Source organism: Bacteroides sp. ET336 (genome assembly GCF_024733815.1).
Lineage (GTDB): Bacteria > Bacteroidota > Bacteroidia > Bacteroidales > Bacteroidaceae > Phocaeicola > Phocaeicola cellulolyticus.
On the sequence record NZ_JANRHK010000032.1, the window covers coordinates 1 to 19,894 of the forward strand.

16 protein-coding genes are annotated in these 19,894 nt (G+C 38.2%); 13 read left to right on the forward strand and 3 right to left on the reverse strand.

All coding sequences use genetic code 11. The features are described from left to right. The first annotated feature begins 341 nt into the window (after window positions 1-341). The 8 genes from NW213_RS16180 (at window position 342) to NW213_RS16215 (ending at window position 8,186) form a co-directional block, all read left to right on the forward strand. Entirely contained in the window at window positions 342-563 is a 222-nt protein-coding gene (locus tag NW213_RS16180; protein ID WP_258323406.1) for a DUF6140 family protein, read from the forward strand. Window positions 564-643: 80 nt separating this feature from the next. Continuing rightward, window positions 644-1,615, forward strand: a complete 972-nt coding sequence (locus NW213_RS16185) for a hypothetical protein (protein ID WP_258323407.1) — start codon at window positions 644-646, stop codon at window positions 1,613-1,615. Between the two features lie 10 nt (window positions 1,616-1,625). Further along, window positions 1,626-2,891, forward strand: coding sequence for an RtcB family protein (locus tag NW213_RS16190; RefSeq protein WP_258323408.1), 1,266 nt, complete (start codon window positions 1,626-1,628; stop codon window positions 2,889-2,891). 95 nt (window positions 2,892-2,986) lie between these two features. Then, on the forward strand, window positions 2,987-3,619 hold the full coding sequence (locus NW213_RS16195; RefSeq protein WP_258323409.1) for a YqiA/YcfP family alpha/beta fold hydrolase: 633 nt from the start codon (window positions 2,987-2,989) through the stop codon (window positions 3,617-3,619). Next, window positions 3,604-4,380, forward strand: coding sequence for a PD-(D/E)XK nuclease family protein (locus tag NW213_RS16200; protein WP_258323410.1), 777 nt, complete (start codon window positions 3,604-3,606; stop codon window positions 4,378-4,380). Before NW213_RS16195 ends, NW213_RS16200 begins: the two co-directional genes overlap by 16 nt. 30 nt (window positions 4,381-4,410) lie before the next feature. Next, complete coding sequence (locus NW213_RS16205; RefSeq protein ID WP_258323411.1) at window positions 4,411-4,908, forward strand: hypothetical protein; 498 nt, start codon at window positions 4,411-4,413, stop codon at window positions 4,906-4,908. Window positions 4,909-5,041: 133 nt separating this feature from the next. Continuing rightward, window positions 5,042-6,727, forward strand: a complete 1,686-nt coding sequence (locus NW213_RS16210) for a putative transporter (RefSeq protein ID WP_258323412.1) — start codon at window positions 5,042-5,044, stop codon at window positions 6,725-6,727. Window positions 6,728-6,809: 82 nt separating this feature from the next. Then, window positions 6,810-8,186 carry an MFS transporter gene (locus NW213_RS16215; RefSeq protein ID WP_258323413.1) on the forward strand — a complete coding sequence of 459 codons (1,377 nt, stop codon included), beginning with the start codon at window positions 6,810-6,812 and terminating at the stop codon, window positions 8,184-8,186. A gap of 210 nt (window positions 8,187-8,396) precedes the next feature. On the opposite strand, the gene NW213_RS16220 is transcribed toward NW213_RS16215, so the two are convergent. The 3 genes from NW213_RS16220 to NW213_RS16230 all read right to left on the reverse strand — a co-directional run bounded on the left by NW213_RS16220 (window position 8,397) and on the right by NW213_RS16230 (window position 11,753). Further along, window positions 8,397-8,789 (reverse strand): hypothetical protein, encoded by a 393-nt coding sequence (locus NW213_RS16220; RefSeq protein WP_154044800.1) that lies wholly within the window; start codon window positions 8,787-8,789, stop codon window positions 8,397-8,399. 208 nt (window positions 8,790-8,997) lie between these two features. Next, window positions 8,998-9,771 (reverse strand): inositol monophosphatase family protein, encoded by a 774-nt coding sequence (locus NW213_RS16225; protein ID WP_258323414.1) that lies wholly within the window; start codon window positions 9,769-9,771, stop codon window positions 8,998-9,000. A gap of 56 nt (window positions 9,772-9,827) precedes the next feature. After that, complete coding sequence (locus NW213_RS16230) at window positions 9,828-11,753, reverse strand: AAA family ATPase (RefSeq protein WP_258323415.1); 1,926 nt, start codon at window positions 11,751-11,753, stop codon at window positions 9,828-9,830. A gap of 1,442 nt (window positions 11,754-13,195) precedes the next feature. Here NW213_RS16230 and NW213_RS16235 point away from each other — a divergent pair. The 5 genes from NW213_RS16235 (at window position 13,196) to NW213_RS16255 (ending at window position 19,467) form a co-directional block, all read left to right on the forward strand. Beyond that, window positions 13,196-14,065, forward strand: a complete 870-nt coding sequence (locus NW213_RS16235) for an MBL fold metallo-hydrolase (protein ID WP_258323416.1) — start codon at window positions 13,196-13,198, stop codon at window positions 14,063-14,065. 62 nt (window positions 14,066-14,127) lie between these two features. Next, entirely contained in the window at window positions 14,128-15,147 is a 1,020-nt protein-coding gene (locus tag NW213_RS16240; protein WP_258323417.1) for a BACON domain-containing protein, read from the forward strand. 31 nt (window positions 15,148-15,178) lie between these two features. Beyond that, a complete protein-coding gene (locus NW213_RS16245; RefSeq protein ID WP_258323418.1) occupies window positions 15,179-17,920 on the forward strand; it encodes a fimbrillin family protein in 2,742 nt (913 codons plus the stop codon). A 178-nt stretch (window positions 17,921-18,098) separates the two neighbouring features. Next, window positions 18,099-18,524, forward strand: coding sequence for a DUF1810 domain-containing protein (locus NW213_RS16250; RefSeq protein ID WP_258323419.1), 426 nt, complete (start codon window positions 18,099-18,101; stop codon window positions 18,522-18,524). Window positions 18,525-18,558: 34 nt separating this feature from the next. After that, window positions 18,559-19,467, forward strand: a complete 909-nt coding sequence (locus tag NW213_RS16255) for a hypothetical protein (RefSeq protein ID WP_258323420.1) — start codon at window positions 18,559-18,561, stop codon at window positions 19,465-19,467. Window positions 19,468-19,894: the final 427 nt, after the last annotated feature.

The following is a 19,894-nucleotide window of genomic DNA, read 5'->3' on the forward strand; positions in this document are numbered from 1 at the left end:
GATGAACTATCCGATAATACCTATGACTCTTCTTCTTTTTGTAAAATCATACTTGACAGTATTCTAAAATCATCTCAGTTGTTGAATTAATAAAATAGAGATAAATATTTTGAAGAAGCCTGATTTATTTCAGGCTTCTTCTGTGTATATTATATGCTTATAAATAGATTCATATCGTAATTGATGAATATATATAGAGATTAATAATTCGTTTATTCGTCATCAAATGTAAATAATATAATTTTTTCTCACCCTATCCCTCAATTTGGCATATTCACATACATACTTTTGGCATATCAAAAATTAATAACAGAATGTCTAACATTTAAAAAAAACAATTTATGTCAAGAGTATTCAGAGTAACTCCTAAGAGAGTAAAGAGAACAAACGGAACAGTACTGACACCTGAAATGGAAGTGACTGTAACTACTCAAACCCACACTTCAGATCCATTTTATAATGGAGCAAAAGAACTGAAGGAGGCTTATATGCGTATGTATGGCTTTGATTATCAGAAAGCCTGTTGCAGTAAGAATGATTTTGATTTCAAGAAATTAGATTAGTGTTGACACAGACATGATGGCAGTAGAAGAATATCAGTTCTTCTGCTGCTTTTCTGATTTTCAAATAAAGACATTTAAGCATGGAAGAAAATACAACTTCAACAAAGCCTTTCTATTTTCCTAAAGAAAATAAATCCATTGTCTCTATAATTGGTATTGGAGGTGGAGCCGGAAGAATAGTAAATGAAATGCAGGATTATGAATTCTTAAAACGATATTTATACGTGTTTGGCATGAACAGAAAAGAAATGGAGGAACTGTCATTGCCGCATAAATATCTTATAGGTACTGACGGACTGGGAAGTGGAAAAAATAAAAGATTTGCTGAGTCGGAATGTAAAAAGACATTACAAGGTTTGGATAAAATTATAAGTGAAATAGTATCATGTTTTGTCGTATGTCTTGGAGGAGGTACCGGTGAGGGTTGCATAAAAACTTTTCTTCAGAAATCGGTTGAAATGGGAACCAAGATAAAATTGCTTGTTGTCACATTGCCTCATTCATCAGAAGATATTGAGAAAAGGAGAAACGCTTTAGATTTATTACATAGTCTGGAAGAACTGGTAGATGGAATCTTTGTGGTAGATTATGATACTTTACCATGCAATACAATATCCGGATTGTTTAAGGAAGGGAATAGGAGAGTGATTGAGTTTGTTAAAAATCTTATAGGTTCAATCGTTAACCGTGGCATACTATGTTTTGATATTTATGATGTGGGTACATTTTTAAAATATAATTCCGATACCAGGTATGTCGAATATTTCTCACTATCAGGTGATATAAACTATTTAAGACAAGAGTCAAGTAATTTATCTAAGTATCTTCCTTCAAAATATAGTTCTGATGATGATATTTCAAATATGATTCTTTTGATCACTTTTAATAATAATGATACTGATGATGGTACGGTCGGAATTTTCTTGGATGAGACAGTTCATGGTATTATGCAGAATTTGAATAAAGAAAGCAACTTAAAATGGGGAATGTATAATGACTCCAATATAGAGAAAAATATTTTCCGACTTGATATATTCACCAAATGTAATTAGAGATAATCTTATGAAGACGATAGAAGGATATGATGTAAAGATATTCACAGAGAATATAGAAGATAATGCTATAGAACAAATCAGGCAGTTGCTGTCTATAGGTGTATTTAGTGATTGTAAAATTCGCATTATGCCGGATGTTCATGCCGGAGCAGGATGTGTGATAGGTTTCACAGGGAACCTGGGTGACAAGGTGATTCCTAACATAGTGGGAGTAGATATAGGATGTGGTATGATTGTCAAGCCATTTTTGTGTTGCAATCCTATAGACTTCCACGCTTTGAATGAATATATCCTCCATGCTATTCCTTCAGGGCGTGACATTAGGGATGAAAACTATCTGGCATTGCCTGGAAAGTATTCAGAACTGTATCAGAATGCAAAGCAATTGATATTGCAGCTACGCTGTTATCGTGAATTGAAGGAAGCTCGTAGATTATATAAATCCATAGGTTCGCTTGGTGGTGGAAATCATTTTATAGAATTGGACAAAGATGAATCTGGTCTTTATTATCTTGTTGTGCATACAGGAAGCCGCAAATTAGGGAAGCAGGTGGCAGATTTTTATCAGAAACTGGCTATTAAATGTCAGTCCGGGTGGGATAAGCTGATTGAAGAAAAAAATCGTATAATAGCCGAGTATAAAAAAGAAGGAAGAAGAAATGAATTACAGGGAGTCATAAGGGAACTGCACAACTCCTTCAGAACCAGGGAACTTACTATACCTCAAGAATTGTGTTATTTAGAAGGACAGTTCCGTTGTGACTACCTTCATGATATGCATATTTGTCAGCATTGGGCGCAAATCAATCGACAGTTAATCGTAGATCAGATAATGGATTTTATGGTCAGTAATGGTTTTGTTCTTTCTAAAGAGTCTTTTCAAGCGTTCGAGAGTGTTCATAATTATATTGGTGATGATAATATAATCAGGAAAGGAGCCATATCAGCCCGATTAGGAGAAAGATGTATCATACCATTGAACATGCGTGACGGTTCTTTGATTTGTATTGGAAAAGGCAATGAAGACTGGAACTTCTCAGCTCCTCATGGTGCCGGAAGAATAATGAGCCGTACAGATGCTATCAATAAAATCAGTTTGAGTGATTTCAGAGATTCTATGTCAGGCATCTATAGTGAGACTATAACTGAAAAAACAAAAGACGAATCTCCTATGGTGTATAAACCTAAAGATGAAATCATACAGAATATATTTGATTCAGTTGATATAGAGACTATTATAAGGCCGGTCTTCAATTTCAAGGCTTCTTATTAAAAGTTTTTTTTGAAAAAAGTTCCTGTAAAATGAAATTTATTGATCGGAATGAGTATAATTTGTATAAAACGTGAAAATAATTAGATTGAAAGATTATGCTTAAAGAAAGTTTTATAAAGAAGAATTTGTCAGAAGAAGAGCCCTCCAAGAAACTTTTATACATACACGGACTGTCCTCTTCAGGTATGTCCGCTACAGCAGGAACTTTACGAAAACTTTTACCCGAATATGAGGTTTTATCTCCGGATCTGCCGGTAAATCCACAAGAAGCTTTTTCTATGCTGAAAGAACTATGCGAAATAGAGCATCCGGATATTATTGTCGGAACATCCATGGGAGGAATGTTCACACAGTTACTAAAGGGATATAAAAGGATATTGGTCAATCCAGCTTTCCATGTCTCTGAGTTTATGCGTACCATAATCGGCACACAGGAGTTTCTCAATCCACGTCAAGATGGAGAAACTCATTTTGAAATAACTCCTGAACTGTGCGATGCCTATCAGAAACTAGAATTCTGTCAGTTTGAGAATATTACGGACTTTGACAGAAAATATACCTATGCCTTGTTTGGGAAAAATGACACTCTCGTAAACGGGTTTGATGAATATACTTCTCATTATGATAATGCCATATGGTTTGATGGAGGACACCGTCTGGATAATACGGTTATAGAGAATATTCTTGTACCATTGATAAAAAGAGAATCTATATGGAAAACTTACTGAAAGAAGTATGCAGGATATCTGAAAAATATATTAACCGGGAGCTTCTATCCGGTGAGTATTATAATATATTTCAGGTAATTGATATGACATCAAATGAAACGGGCGTGCATTCTGCTTTTATCGCTGATCTTCTTAATCCTAAAGGAAGACACAGGATGGGAGATGTCTTTTTGAAGCTGTTTCTTGAAATGGATATCTTTAAGGATATGAATTTCGAATCGGCTAATGCTATAGTTGAGCGTGAAAAGTATATTGGAGAAGTCACAGATGAAACAGGCGGTCGCATAGATATACATATAATGGATTCTTCCGGAAAATGTATAATTATCGAAAATAAAATTTATGCATCAGACCAGGATAATCAGATAAGGCGATATTATAATTATGCCGAAAGCCTGAAAACAGAGTATAGGTTGATATATCTGTCATTATTCGGTGATGTTCACGATGAAGATAAGACAACCGGTAATGATAAAAACAAGAAACAGTTAGTGCAAGGTGTAAACTATCATATCCTTTCATATGAAAAAGACATATTGCAATGGCTTGAGAAATGCAGGAGTAAGGATGAGGTGTCCGGCAGGCCTATGATACGCGAAGCTATAAATCATTATATTAATTTAGTAAAATATCTTACCAACCAGACTATGCATAGTGAAATGAAAAAAGAACTTGAACAGTTGATACTTGGCAATAATGAGTATATCAGAAATATTTCTACACTGAAAAAAGCAATAGAACTAAGTGAAATATCTTTATAGAAACAGTTCTGGAATAGTCTTAGGAAAAAGATGGAAGGTAAAGGCTATAAAGTAGCTCCTGCTCCTAAAAACAGCAATTATATTATTGCTTCTGATGATATGGTAGAAAACTATTATAGAAACAACAGGGACAATCACTACGGGTTTGAGTTTAAAATAGGAGCTTATAGAGATTCTGATATTTTATATGCTGTCAGAATGCATACTCCTGTAAAATGCGGCTTCCTTGCCAGAAAGAAAAATATTGAGAATGCCGGAAATGGAAATTGTGACTACGTTCCAATAACAGATTACAAGGACTATGATGATTTGATGGCGAACTTTAAAATGTCTTTTTATGAGAAAGACCAGCATGGATGGTATCTGGCCTATGGAAATCTCCATAAGAAATTTAACTTTAGGGATATGGACAGTGAGACATTGGAAAATCTTATATCGCTGGATGAAAGTCTGGATAATGTAGTGGAAAGGATATGTTCTGACATTGATGCAATGAGCGACATTCTTAATACACTTCGCAAATCATAAAATATCTGACATTATCCCTTTTCACAAAAAGAATTCTCTCCCATAAATATTATCTTTATAGAGATATTGTTATTACCTTTGCCCCCCGTAATTCAAGATCTATGAAAATTTAATACAATAAAAAACTATAATTATGGAATTGATTGAAAACCTGTTTATGGGTTATCCCAATTTATGGGGAGGGGGAGTGGCGCACTCCGTACTTATTCTGTCATTGGTAATAACGATAGGTATTGCGCTTGGTAAAGTAAAGGTGGCCGGTGTTTCTTTGGGTATCACATGGATACTTTTCGTCGGAATTATCTTCGGACATTTCAATATGAATCTTGATGAACACCTGCTCCATTTTCTCAAGGAGTTCGGACTTATTCTGTTCGTCTATTCAATAGGTCTTCAGGTTGGTCCGGGTTTCTTCTCTGCGTTCAAGAAAGGAGGTCTCACACTCAATATGGTGGCGATGACAGTTGTCTTTTCCGGTGTAATTCTGGCAATAGTACTTCATTTTGTATCCGGAGTGCCTATCACAACTATGGTTGGTATTCTTTCCGGTGCCGTAACCAATACACCGGGTCTTGGTGCCGCACAACAGGCAAACAGCGACCTCAACGGTGTTGATGCTCCAGAAATAGCATTAGGTTATGCTGTGGCATACCCGCTTGGTGTAATCGGATGTATCCTTTCTCTCTGGGCGTTGAGATATATTCTTCGCGTTAAGCTTGATACAGAAGAAACTGATGCCAAACGCGGTTTGGGACATCTTCAGGAACTGACTGTACGACCTGTTACCATCGAGATACACAATGAGTCTGTAATAGGAAAGAAACTCCGTGATATACATCCTCTGGTGAAGAGATATTTCGTTGTTTCACACATATATCATGCAGATACAGGAACAGTGGAAATGGCAGGTGCCGATACTGTATTGAACCTGAATGACAAGATTCTTCTTACATCTGCTCCGGTTGATATCGATGCCATAACAGTATTCCTTGGCTGTCAGGTAGAGATGAACTGGGACAATGAAGAAGCCGACCTTGTAACTAGAAGTGTCGTTATTACCCGTTCAGAGGTAAATGGCAAGATGCTTTCACAGCTCAAAATCAGAAACAGTTTTGGAGCCAATGTAGTAAGAGTAAACCGTTCGGGAGTAGATTTGGTTCCTTCACCAAACCTTCAGCTCCAGATAGGCGACCGTGTTATGATTGTCGGTAATGAGCTTGCAGTAGGTCAGACAGAGAAAGTTCTTGGTAACTCGTTGAAGCAGCTTAACCATCCTAACCTTATTCCTATATTCCTAGGTATAGCTTTGGGATGTATTCTTGGTAGTATTCCATTTGTTTTCCCCGGTATCCCTCAGCCTGTTAAGTTAGGTCTGGCAGGAGGTCCGCTAATTGTATCTATATTGATCAGCCGTTTCGGCCCTCAGTACAAACTGATAACCTATACCACCATGAGTGCCAATCTGATGGTCCGCGAGATAGGTCTTTCACTATTTCTTGCCTGTGTAGGTTTGGGAGCCGGAGCCGGATTTGTCGATACTATAGTTCATCACGGAGGATATGTATGGATTGGATATGGAGTTATAATTACCGTAGTGCCTTTGATTATAGCCGGACTTGTAGGCCGTTATGCTTTCAAACTCAACTATTATACTCTTATCGGAGTCCTCTCAGGAGCGACAACCAATCCGCCTGCACTTGCATATTCCAACGACCAGACATCATGCGATGCCCCTGCAGTAGGATATGCCACAGTCTATCCGCTTACAATGTTCCTTCGTGTCCTCACGGCGCAGTTGCTGATTTTATCATTGGCATAAATGTATATTTGTTTCCTAAATGCAAGAAAATGTGTATCTTTGCATCGTTTTTTTCGAAAAATGATAAATAAATATACATAAAATGACACAACAGGTAAAGAAAAAGTTAAACGATTCGTGGGGCATGCGATGGGGTGCTCTGGCTATTGTAGCCTTCACAATGATGGCTGCTTATTATGTGAACGATGTAGTCGCACCGCTAAAGAGTATGCTTGAGGCTGCTCCAGCCGACAATGGTCTTGGATGGACAAGTAGTGATTATGGAATATACACAGGTGCCTACAGCTTCTTGAATGTATTCTGCCTTATGCTGATATGGGGAGGATTGATTCTTGACAGATTCGGCATTCGTTTTACAGGAAAGTTGGCTACCATACTCATGGTAGTAGGTACAGGACTTGAGTATTATGCCATGACAAGCATGGTGGGAACTGCCGATACAATCCTTGGATACAAAGCCGATGTCTTCGTCGCTTCTGCCGGATATTCAGTGTTCGGAGTAGGAGCCGAGGTTGCCGGTATCACCGTAACGAAGATGATAGCCAAATGGTTCCGTGGTAAGGAAATGGCTACAGCTATGGGAGTTCAGGTTGCCCTTGCACGTGTAGGTTCGCAGGCTGCATACGCAGTAGCTATCCCTGTGGCACGTTCGTTCGAACTTACTACACCTGTTCTCATTGGTCTTGTATGCCTCGTAGGCGGTATGATTGCATTCTTCTCATTCTCTGTACTCGACAAGAAGCTCGATACACAGATGGAAGAAATCAAGGATGAATCTTCTGACAACGAAAAGTTCTCTTTCAAGGATGTGGCAACAATCCTTTCAAATCCGGGCTTCTGGCTCATTGCCCTGCTTTGCGTGTTGTTCTACTCATGCGTATTCCCATTCCAGAAATTCGCTTCGGAACTGATGATTACAAAGTACGGTATTGACGAAAACGTAGCCGGATTCTTTGCGGGTCTTCCTGCTTTGGGAGCATTGATCCTTACGCCGGTATTCGGTGGAATGGTCGATAAGCGTGGAAAGGCAGCTTCAATAATGATGTTCGGAGCAGCAATGCTTATATTTGTACATTTTGTTTATGCTTTGCCTTTCATCACAGGTGCATACATCGCCATCATTCTTATGATAATCCTCGGTATAGCATTCTCGCTTGTGCCTTCTGCAATGTGGCCTTCTGTAGCGAAGATATTCCCTGCCCATCAGCTTGGAACAGCATACGCGCTTATCTTCTTTATACAGAACATAGGTCTGTGGGGTGTACCTACACTTATCGGTTTTGTACTCGACAATTATTGTATCACCGGTAAGACTGCAACAGGAACAAACCTATACGATTATACACTCCCTATGTGTATTTTCACAGGTTTTGCCGTACTTTCATTGCTGGTGGCATTTGCCCTTAAAATTGCAGACAAGAAGTTTGGATATAAGCTTGAAGAATCCAATATCAAGTAATCTCAATCTTAGTTTTAAAGTTAGACAAAATAAAATCCTGCCTCCGTTTTTCTTATAAGAATACGGAAGCAGGATTTTTTAGTTTCCGTAGTCAGCGGAAAAAAGTACTACGGAGATTCATTTAATTTATAATTATAGCGGGATGTTTTTACTTGATTTCAATGCTGCGTGTATCGAAATAACTATAAGTTAAGTCTAGTTTAGTTTCTCTTATTCATTGGTGCCTGTCTCAGGTTCCAGTTCTACATTAATAATTGTGTTGTCCCATTTAAACATTTTGCCGGTACCCAAATCAACCAGAAATCCCGGCCAGAAAAGGAAATTCCAAAGGGATGAGGCATTAAATTCTGTTTCAAGAATGAAAGGGGTGGGAGCGTAACCGTCTTTTCGTGCTATAAGCTGTTTGTCTGTGATTTTTTTCTTTATCTTAGTAGTTACCATGTTATCTTTTTCCACTTCCGCTATCTTTATATTAGTCTCTACATCATAAATCTTTGTTCCGTTTGGAGCCATGAATGTAATGTTCTGTTTCGATGCGGTAAAAACAGTACAGCATGACGACAATGCTGTAGCAGTAATGATAGTCAATAATGTTTTCTTCATAATTTGTTTGGCTATGTTTTCGTTTCCGGTTGCAAAGATATATAGATTTTGCAGGATGATAATGATTTTATAATGTACATAGAATAACCGATATGTGCTGATTATCAATGCTTTGATAATTTGCATGATGTACAAAACAGAAAATGCCAACCAAAATCAGAACTGAATTGGTTGGTATTTTCTGCAGGCGGACACCTGTATCCCGGTTTTATCCGATGTGTTTCTGTATAATATTGAAAAGCTCTTCCAGGTTTTCAGAGCTGTTTCCGGCTATTACTCCGCAAGGAGAGACAAAGTCAAGAGGTTTGCCGTCGAGACCTGAAATCTTTCCACCTGCTTCCGTAAGGATTAGTGATGCGGCTGCAAAGTCCCATGGGCTTAACAGATACTCAAAGTACAGTTCGCATCTTCCCATTGCCAGGTAGCACAATTCAGGAGCACAAGCACCGAAGCGGCGTATGTCGTTACATTTTCCGAAAGTTTCACGTATTATTCCTGAACATATTTCTGCATATTCCTTATGATATACAGGCAGGGCGGTACACATTATCGCATTTCCGAAGCCACGATTTGAAACATGGATTCTCTTGCCGTTAAGATAAGCTCCTTTACCTTTTTCTGCATAGAACATTTCCTTAGTCCTTGGAAGATATACAACCCCCATTATCATGTCCGAATAATGTTTCAATCCTACGCAGATGGCGCATTCTGCTATCCCACGGCTATAGTTGGCCGTCCCGTCTATCGGGTCGATAATCCATGTATATTCATGGTTTGCGTCATGCATATCCTCTTCTTCACAAAGAAATCCGCTGACCGGCAGTGCCTCTGCCAACTGTTTACACAAGTAATCCTGCACTGCAATATCCGAAGAGGTAACAATATTTGAATACCCTTCCTTGCTCGAAATGTCAAATCCTTCGGTAACCATGAGTGCCGAAGCATTCATTACTATGTCCTTAAGTTTATCCAGTGATATCATATCCTTTTATTTATTATATTCAGAATCAAAATTACTAAAAAAATAACATATATCACTCACGCCCTGAAACCAATAGGGCGTGGTGATGAAATATTTGCCGTTTTCAGGCTGAGAAAGTTTTTTTCAGTTTCTATTATGTCTGATTCTTCAATCACACACAGCATATCTATGTCTATGTTTCTTTCGGTAGGAGAGGATGTCATAACCCTTCGAGCCATACTTTTTATGATGCCCTGATAAATCAGATTATGCACCCATCGTCCGTTTCCGAAATACTCGTTGCGGTTAGCCGCAGCTTTTTCTATCAAGGTATTCAGACATTTATGAGCATCGTCAGTCAATCGGTAGTTCCCTGCTTTCAGTGTGCGGCAAGCCATTTCCATCAGCTCTTCTGCAGAATAGTCGTCAAAATGGAATGTCAGCGGGAAGCGGTCTTTCAGTCCCGGATTTGTTTTCATCATATTCATCATCTTGTCCTCATATCCTGCCAGGATCACAATCATGTCAGGTTGAGGCTCCGAGAGTACCGTGAGCAGAGCATTCAGAATCTCCTTGCCGAAGTCCTTCGTATCACTCTCATGAGATACGAGTGTATATGCTTCATCAATGAACAGTACACCTCCTCGAGCCTCCTCGATGGCTTCAAGAGTCTTTTTTTCTGTCATACCTATATATTCTCCCACCAGTTTCGAGCGGTTAGTCTCCACTGTGTGCCCTTTGCTGAGTAAACCCAAGTTGTGATATATTTCGCCCACAAGTTTTGCCACAGTGGTTTTCCCCGTTCCCGGATTACCCAGGAAAAGCATATGGTTTCGCTGCTCATTATTTGTCTGCAGACACATCTCAGCCCTCTTTTGGTTGAACATAGCCATCATTCTGGCCTCTCTCATGTCGTCTTTCACTCTTTGCAGTCCTACCATGTCTTCCAGTTCCTTTTCCGCCTTTGTGCCAGATATTCGGGAATCTTCCTCGTCATTATTGAAGCCGAATTTTTCATCCATCAGTCCCTCTACCAGTCTCTGAAAATCTTCAGCTTCCTGGTCGTATTCATATTCAAATCCTACTGATCTGTCGGATGACAACCTGAATGTGGTCTCTTCGGTGAATAGTCCGTTCATCAGTACACATTTTTCCATCATCATTGCAATGTCCTTGTCTTTCCCATGCAAGATGAAAGTTGTACCCTTGAATGTATCGTATCTGATAATGCTGGCAATGAGGTTTACTATGTTCATGGTGTGAGCGTTGTATTTCAGTTCTGTCACCTCCACAATCACAGCCTTTGCCTTTGCCACCTTTTCTTCCATGTTCTTCCATCCGTAAGCTCCAGTAGTGATTTCCTCGAGCGACAGGCTGTATTTCATGGAGACATCATCGCCTGTTATGAATCCGCCCAAAATCATCGAAGCCAAAGCCTTGGCACCACAGGTTTCACCCTCGCCGGTCACCAGCAGGTGAGGCAGTTTTTCGGCCTTTCTGTTGCTTATATCATTACTGTAAATCAGCAGTCTGTCTATCAGCAGCTTTATGAGAGGCTCTTTGAAACGTCCACAGTACAGCTTATGCCACCAGTTGGTAAATGCCAGTTTCCCGGCAAAGAACATTTCCTGCTGATGTCCTTCTATCGGTTGCATTGCTTTTCGTGTCCAATAGTTGGAAGATATCGGCAGGTCAAGTTCGCAGAACCATTTAGGATTTCCGTTTATATATATGTAGGCTCGATACATGCCGGCATCCCATAAATCGTCATTTGCCAGTAGAAAGGAAGATTTTTTCAGAATATTGTCCGGATTATGGGTGATACATCCGGTACCCATTAGCCTGTAAGAGGAAGAATAAATACGTACCGACATCTCTTTTACTCCGGTCAGACCTTTAGGAGCTGAAAATTCTACATCAAGGTGACAGTCGGCATATTCAGGAGCAAAATTATTTGAATTTGAATCGAAATTGCGTTTTACGCGTAAGAATACATTTTTCATAAACAACGTGATTTTTGAGTTTCTTTAAAATCTGATAACTAACAACTAATAATTAGTAACTAACAACTAGTTTTCAAAATAGAACCCCCTCTTCCCAGTCGAAGAGTCGGGTATGAACCCGTAAGTCAAAGAGCATAGCAATCCCTGCCGCATGATTTTTTTCTTTGCGGCCATCGGAAAAAACTTAGTTTAATGAATGATTTTTTTAATCCATAAACCTGCTGTTTTGCTTCTTCGACATTGTTTTGTTGTTTATGAAAAAATAGAATTAAAATGTGGTGGTTTTAAAATTGTGCCACACTCAATTACAAAAATAATGCAATTTATTTTGATTTCCAAATTCTAGTTGGGAAATCTATGGAAAAATGCAATAAAACAAGCTCAAAAAAACGTGCGCACATTTCGCTTAAAACGTGCGTTCATTCGATTTTAAGCGTGCGCACGCTTTGCCTTGAACGTGCGCACGCTTTTGTGGGAGGGTATAAAATCTAATTATGCTTTATTGTATTTAGTTGCAAAATTTCTGATAATCACCTCTTTTTTCATTTTTGTTTCTACATCCAAGCTTTGATTATTTGTTGTATTATGTTAATTATAGAGCAATCCTTTACATTTGTTTTATACTACTTTTCATATAAAAAAATTGCATGAATTAGGGTTATTAGGGCCATAGGTTCATATGGCCCCATTTTTCTAACAATAGTTTCAATCATATTTTCTCATGAATTCCGATATTGAATAACTCTTTCAGCTTTATACTAACCTGATATATGGTAAATTTATATATATGAACTATTTCTTTTGTGTTTAATAAAAGTTAAAATTATACAAAATGCGGTAATGAGCTTATATATTTTTCATAGCATGTACATGTGATATAAACCTATATAAATTTAAGGTTCAAAAATAATCCATAATATCAGAAAATATCTGGCATTATATTGTACAATATATTATGTTATATGACTATGTACCGGTAAAATAGGGCCATATGAACCTATGGCCCTAATGGCCCTAAAATTAATGGTGAATATGGTGGCTATGGCTATTCCAAAAGGTATGGAACCTTCATAATGTTTGTTGAATAGTGATAACTTATATTGGCAATAATAAATAATAATTAGTATTTATATATTCGCATGAATATTACTTAAATCAAGCCGATTTTATTTGTTAGCTTAAAGGCTTTAAAACCAAAAATGACAAATGATAAAGATACGGTTTTCTTGAATTCATGGAAAAAGGGGATCTTTTTTTAGAGTAATATATTTATTGTCTGTATATAGCTGTTTCTAATTTGAAAATTATAACAAATTGTTTCGGTATTTAAACAATAAATAAGTATCTTTGTATATTTCAAAACAGAAGACTATCCTTAAGGAAATATTTTTTTATATACCTTATATGGTGTTATGAAGTAATAAACCGTAAAATAAATGTCTATGAAGAATGTTGTTGTCAGTAGTGTAGCATATATGATAGTACCATTGTTTATGCTTGGTTGTTCCGGACAATCAAAACAATCAAAAGAAAAAGATGTGATTACAGAAAGTGTGGAAGTATTAAATGTCAAAGAAAATATGCTATCCACCTTAGAACTTGATGGAATGAAAGTTACATGGATACGAGATAATGCAAAAGATCGCCTAATGCCACGCTTTTTATTCCCGGATGCTACAGATGCACAGATTGACAGTCTTTCACTTCAGAATGGCATACCTGCCTCGGTGAGCGCTTTCCTGGTAGAAAAGGATGGAAAGTATATGCTTTTTGATTCAGGAGTAGGAGCACCTGACAGCAAGTTACAGGAAGGCCTTAAAACTTTGTGTGTCGCACCGTCTGAAATAGACTATATTTTCATAACTCATTTTCATGGAGACCATATAGGAGGCATGATGAAAGACGGCAGTCCTGTATTTACAAATGCAGAAGTATATGCCTCTAAAACGGAGTATGATGCGTGGATGAAAATGCCAGAGGACAAGAAGTCGCAGGTAGAAACTATGATGAAAGCGTATGGCGACCGTGTTCATATGTTTGCTTTTGGAGATACACTACCTTGTAATGTTATAGCAATGGATGCTTCCGGCCATACTCCTGGACATACTGTATTCCAGACCGGCAAGCTGTTGGTGGTAGGTGATCTGATGCACGGAGCGGCGCTGCAGCTGAAATATCCTGATATCTGTGCCACATACGACATGGATAAGAGGGGAGCGATAAAAAGCCGTAAACATTATATAGAGTATGCCCGCAAGAATAATCTTGTGATAGCCGGCATGCATTTGCCGGTACCGGCGTTTATGAAGTAATATTTTTATATTGCCTTTACTTGAGAAAACAGTAATTAATGTTATCAATAAATTTTTATAATATGGCATCTAAAGTTATTCTTAAAAGGAGTCAGGCTCTGCTTTCCGGATTCCTTGTCATGTTTTTATTTATCTTTTCTTCGTGCGATAAACTTATCGATTTGTTGGAAGGTGGTGATGATGAAGAAGATGTAACAATTGAATTTCCGAATTCACAAACATCGTGGGATGTAAGCAATGAGGGAGATTTGATTAGAGTGGAATTTTCTGCAAGTAACGATTGGGAGATAATAGTAGATGAATCGGCTTTATCGTGGATAAGTGTGTCGCCTAATGAAGGAACAGCAGGAGATTACACATTGGAGATGTCTGTAGCTGCAAATGAAACAGGCGAACAGCGTTACGGGTTTGTGGCTATCGTGTCAGGCGATGAAAGAGTTGATCTTTCATTAATGCAATATGGTTTGGAAACTGTTATTGACATTCCTGAATCTCAGACTTCATGGGATGTAAATTGTCTGGGAAAGGTCATTGAAGTGAATTTTGTAACCAATAAAGATTGGAACATCGAAGTTGATGATAAAGCCTCGTCATGGATAAGTGCCTCTCCTTCAAAAGGTACTGCAGGAGAATATACATTGGAGATATCCGTGTCGGCAAATGATACCGAAGAAGAACGCTACGGATTTGTAACTATAGTATCCGGTGATATGAGAAAGGATATTAATATTTTTCAGGGCAGACAGGAAACAGTTCTTGATATTCCCGAATCTCAGACTTCATGGGATATAAGCAGTGCAGAAAAGGTAATAGAAGTAAATCTTGTGACAAACAAAGATTGGAGTGTTGAAGTTGACGAGTCTGCATCATCATGGATAAGCGTATCTCCTTCACAGGGAACGGCGGGAGAATATACATTGAAAATATCCGTTTCAGAAAATAATACCGAAAATCAGCGTTACGGAATTCTGACTGTGGTTTGCGGTGATGAAAAGAGAGAAATCTTTATCAATCAGAAGGAGAAGACATTCCAGCCTGAAGGGGAAGGACCTGATGATATGCCAATTGAGGAATGGAAATAGTTTATCGTAACAACATTAAAAACAACGTGTAATGAAAAAGATTCAGAATTATATAGGTCTGTTTTTGCTGGTATGGACAATAGTCGGCTGTACTGACGAAAATATGTTTGGCGATGACGGCGGTTTTCGCGTAATAGGTAATTTGGATACTCCGTCAAGAACAGAATATGAAGTTGGAGATGGTAAGGTGACAGTTACATGGGCGGCAGATGATGCAATCGGACTGTTTACTGATACACAGACATCACTGCTGGAATACAAAGCAACTTCTTCAGGCAAACAAGTCAGTTTCGCTCCTGCCGGACAACGTCTTAATCAGCAGGAAGGAAAGGAAGTCTATGCGTTTTATCCATATAAACAGACAACAATTGACTATCCTAAGATGCAGCTTCCGAAGTTGAATCAGGAATATTCCGAAGGTCTTCCGTCTGCCAAATGCGATTTGATGTATGCCAAAGGTCAAATTGCCGGAGACGAACTGGTCTTGAACTTCAAGCATCTGTTTGCTTTCATTAAATTAAATATCAAAACTGAACTCCTGAAAGGAAGTTATGGAATTTTAGTAGAATCTTTGGAGCCTATTATGTATGTTGATAATGATGTGGATGTAACTCCATATTTTGATTTTAAGAAAGAGAAGATTGTAACAGAGAAAAGAGACTATGTGTGGTACAATGTTCCTTCTGACGTGATTGAAACCAAGGATACTATAACCTGTTATATAGCAGTTCTTCCAACCACAGAGGACAATTATCTCACATTCTATAAATTTGATGCCAACGGGACGGGTGACGGCCTTTTGGAAAAGAAAGCGCCTGTGGGTGGTTTCCAGGCCGGCCATGTTTACGATTTGACATTAGGTGAAGTAGATTATGATCCTGATAAGGTTGAACGGGAAGAGCGTGAGGCATTGATTGCCTTTTATAATGCTACAGGAGGTCCGCAGTGGACAAACAATACCAACTGGTGTAGTGACAAGTCTTTGTCGGAATGGTATGGTATAAGCATGTCCGGTGAATATGTAGAAGGAATAAATCTAATTGATAATAACCTGACAGGAAATATTCCTGCTGAGATAGAGAAACTGCGTCATCTGAAGAGGTTATATTTGGGCTATAACAATATGTCGGGTGAATTGACGGAATCGATTTCTAAGCTTTGTGGATTGGTAAATCTGGATTTGTCCAATAATAATTTCGAGGGAACACTTCCAGAATCATATGCCGGACTGATGGATGTATTGGAAACTTTCAATCTGGGCTATAATAATTTTACAGGACGTATTCCGGATGCTGTGGTGAATCATCCGAACTGGAAAAACTTATGGGTTGGCTGTATAACCGGAGGATTTGATATTTCAGGAGTTGTGCTTCCGGCCCCGGATTTTGTGATACAAGATATAGACGGAAATACCATCTCGTCGGATATTGAATATACGAAAAACAAGCTTACAGCTATAGTTCATTGGAGTTATACATGTCCTTTTTCTAATGATTATATAGAGAACTATCTGAAACCTTTGTATGAAAAATATAAAGATAAAGGGTTTGAAGTGATAGGGTATTGTCTTGACACAAAGGATGAGATACAGAAATATGTAAACGAACATCAGATAAAATGGAGAAATTTTGAAATGCAGACAATCCGCGGATTCCAGATTCCAGGCTTCTTTACAAGACTTACTCCTACGATTTTTGTTATTGATCAGAACAAGGAGGTGATACTCCAGAGCTTGACGCAAAATCGTAATGAAATAACAAATATATTGTCAGAACGTTTGGGAGATGTAGATTTATATACTTCTACGGACTATTCGCGAGATGGTGAAGTGAAGACATTGCAGACTGCCACCAGAGGAAAAGGAATAGATCTGGTATTTATGGGTGAGGCATTTGTTGATAAAGACATGGGCGACGACGGATTATATGAGCAGGTAATGAAACAAGCCATGGATCAGTATTTTGCCTATGAACCGCTAAAATCGTTTAGAGACCGTTTCAATGTATATTGTGTGAAGGTTGTATCTCCGAATGCTGAATTCTATCCTAATGCTGTGCATAGGATAAATGAAGATGACGCACTTTGTTTCGAGTATGCAAGAAAAGTGCCGGGATTGGAGAATGCTCCATACCAGATGATTTCCGTTATATACAATAAAGGATGTTCAGGTCGGAGTTATACCACTATGTATTTAGATGGCGGAACGTACGTAGGATATATGATGGATGGTGTAAACGATGTCCTGAACCATGAAGTTTGCGGTCACGGATTGGGCAGGTTGATGGATGAATATGTGGAAGGAGGTTATGAGAATCAGACGTTGCCTGATGCAGGGCGCATAGAGTTGGATAATATGTGGAACAATTATGGATGGGGCGCCAATGTTGACTGGCGGAATAATCCTGAAGAAGTAAAATGGGCACATTTCTTGGATGATATGCGTTATGCCGGTGAAAGTCTGGGACTTTATGAAGGTTCTTATTTGTATGGCAAAGGAGCTTACAGACCTACAGAAAACAGCATGATGCGTTATAATGACTCTCCGTTTAACGCGCCAAGTCGCGAAAGACTGTATAAGGTCATTATGGAACTTTCCGAAGGCGATAGTTGGGTATATGATTTCGAGGACTTTGCCGCTTATGATGAAATAAACAGAAACTATTCAGTTTCGCGTGCTTTGAGTGCACCGTCTTCTCAGAATGTTCGTGAGGACTGGGAAAAACGTCATCGTGTGCCTATAGTGAAAAGAGGTGGATGGAAAGACGCAAGGTGATATTCTTATCATTTGAATATATGTAATTATTTTTAGAGAGTGATTGAAGTACTGGGATGGATTGCAGATCCTTTTCTAAAGGCTTTAGTCACTCTTTTTTTATTTTTCCCAGTTGCGATTGGTTACTATACCATAAGCTTTGCACTTGTTGAGTTTTAATTATTTTAAAATTATGATTATGAAAAACATTGAAAATACAGGACTTCAAAGATTTATCGAAGCCCAAAACGACAGTTATGACCAAGCTTTGAAAGAGATAATAAACGGCAGGAAATTGACGCACTGGATATGGTATATCTTCCCGCAGATGAAAGGTCTTGGTTTCAGCTATAATTCAGAGTACTATGGAATTACCTCCTTGCAGGAAGCCAGAGATTATCTTGAAAATGAATTGCTCCGTAAAAGGCTTTTTGAGATAACAGAAAGTCTGCTTATGCATAAAGGAAAAGACATCGAAAGCATTATGGGAGATATCGATGCCTTGAAACTTAAATCAAGCATGACGCTGTTCGATGCAGTGCAGCCAGGTAGCATATTCGGCGAAGTGCTCGACGAGTTTTACGGAGGGGAGAGGTGTAGGTGGACGCTGGAAAAGATACGTTGATATATGGGTAGTAGAATGGTACCAATTAGGATTTATGGATAAAAAGGAAATAAAAGAAATAATAGGCAGTAATCTGCCTTCTGGTATTGATTTCAGTTTCTCTGATGATAGACTTGAAATCGTATTGGATAGTAAGTCAGTATTCGGAAATATGCAGGATGATTCATCAGCATTCGAGGGATGGATATTGTGCATAAAATCAGCTTTGGAGAATAAAGGATATCAGGTAAAAAAAGTAAACATAAAGTTTTGTGATAGCTTTCAGATGGGTGACTCTCCAAAAGAGAAACAATTCTGTTACCGTCTGTTTAAATGTAGCCGGAATTATGGCTGGAAGATACCGGAAGATGCAATGATAATGGCAAATGTATATTCACTTGACGGAGCGGTATTGACATGTCCGAAAAATGATGCAGCAAGCATCGAAGTGGCACAGAACGCGGAAGCCAGACTGGAACGCATATACATAGAAGCTCAAAAGAAGAAAGGAAAGATTATAAACCAACAGTTGCCCATAGGGCTTTTTAAAGACAAGGTGGCCGACGTTAACAGATTGACTCTGACTTCATTTCTCGATATGTGGGAAATAGAAGAAGAAACCATGAAAATCTATGAACTGAAAGCCAAAGGAAACAATAAAGTCGGTATAATATCCGAACTCCTATATTATACCAACATGATGTCGGACATACTCAATGGCCGATTCTGTTTTGAACCAAATAGCAAGGATTTTAGGGGAGTGGAAACGTTGAAGGAAAGCATCGGAAAGATAAAATATCTGAAAGGAGTATTTCTTACGGATACTCTTCATCCGTTGATTTCTGAAAATAAGAAAAAGCTTGCCGATGCAATGACGTTTGTTTCCGGAGCAGTAAACGTATCATTTACGTTTGAGAAAAACACTGATGATATATCTGAATATAGCGATTATATGGGAAGGTAGCGCGAGTATCATGAAATTTTTCTTGATGAGAAAATGAATTGTTGGATAAGGGTGTGTATCGTTTGGTTGATCCTCATTTGATAGTAGAAACTATTGCTAAGGATGATAAATATGGGGAATTGGTGAGGTATTTAAGGGTACGCTATAGTTGAGGGTAATAAAGGGTTACTTTCATTAAGCTTTTGAAACATAAAAAACATCGTGAAAGGACTATGAGTCTAATGTTTTCACAAAGATTTGAAAGTAATTCACAACTACGTTATGTAAATATTAATAATAACCTAGAAGTCGCCTGAAGAAATTGGGGAAAATAGAATGATTTTCAGACTATTATTTTTATCTTTGTAAGGCTCGGTATGCCTATATTAGGGGATATTTGCGGTGATTTAAGATGTAAAATCAAACATATATGAATATGAATGATAAA

Coding starts and splice junctions, on each gene's coding strand:
- NW213_RS16180 (WP_258323406.1), top strand. CDS start 342: ATGTCAAGAGTATTCAGAGTAACTCCTAAGAGAGTAAAGAGAACAAAC.
- NW213_RS16185 (WP_258323407.1), top strand. CDS start 644: ATGGAAGAAAATACAACTTCAACAAAGCCTTTCTATTTTCCTAAAGAA.
- NW213_RS16190 (WP_258323408.1), top strand. CDS start 1,626: ATGAAGACGATAGAAGGATATGATGTAAAGATATTCACAGAGAATATA.
- NW213_RS16195 (WP_258323409.1), top strand. CDS start 2,987: ATGCTTAAAGAAAGTTTTATAAAGAAGAATTTGTCAGAAGAAGAGCCC.
- NW213_RS16200 (WP_258323410.1), top strand. CDS start 3,604: ATGGAAAACTTACTGAAAGAAGTATGCAGGATATCTGAAAAATATATT.
- NW213_RS16205 (WP_258323411.1), top strand. CDS start 4,411: ATGGAAGGTAAAGGCTATAAAGTAGCTCCTGCTCCTAAAAACAGCAAT.
- NW213_RS16210 (WP_258323412.1), top strand. CDS start 5,042: ATGGAATTGATTGAAAACCTGTTTATGGGTTATCCCAATTTATGGGGA.
- NW213_RS16215 (WP_258323413.1), top strand. CDS start 6,810: ATGACACAACAGGTAAAGAAAAAGTTAAACGATTCGTGGGGCATGCGA.
- NW213_RS16220 (WP_154044800.1), bottom strand. CDS start 8,789: ATGAAGAAAACATTATTGACTATCATTACTGCTACAGCATTGTCGTCA.
- NW213_RS16225 (WP_258323414.1), bottom strand. CDS start 9,771: ATGATATCACTGGATAAACTTAAGGACATAGTAATGAATGCTTCGGCA.
- NW213_RS16230 (WP_258323415.1), bottom strand. CDS start 11,753: ATGAAAAATGTATTCTTACGCGTAAAACGCAATTTCGATTCAAATTCA.
- NW213_RS16235 (WP_258323416.1), top strand. CDS start 13,196: ATGAAGAATGTTGTTGTCAGTAGTGTAGCATATATGATAGTACCATTG.
- NW213_RS16240 (WP_258323417.1), top strand. CDS start 14,128: ATGGCATCTAAAGTTATTCTTAAAAGGAGTCAGGCTCTGCTTTCCGGA.
- NW213_RS16245 (WP_258323418.1), top strand. CDS start 15,179: ATGAAAAAGATTCAGAATTATATAGGTCTGTTTTTGCTGGTATGGACA.
- NW213_RS16250 (WP_258323419.1), top strand. CDS start 18,099: ATGAAAAACATTGAAAATACAGGACTTCAAAGATTTATCGAAGCCCAA.
- NW213_RS16255 (WP_258323420.1), top strand. CDS start 18,559: ATGGATAAAAAGGAAATAAAAGAAATAATAGGCAGTAATCTGCCTTCT.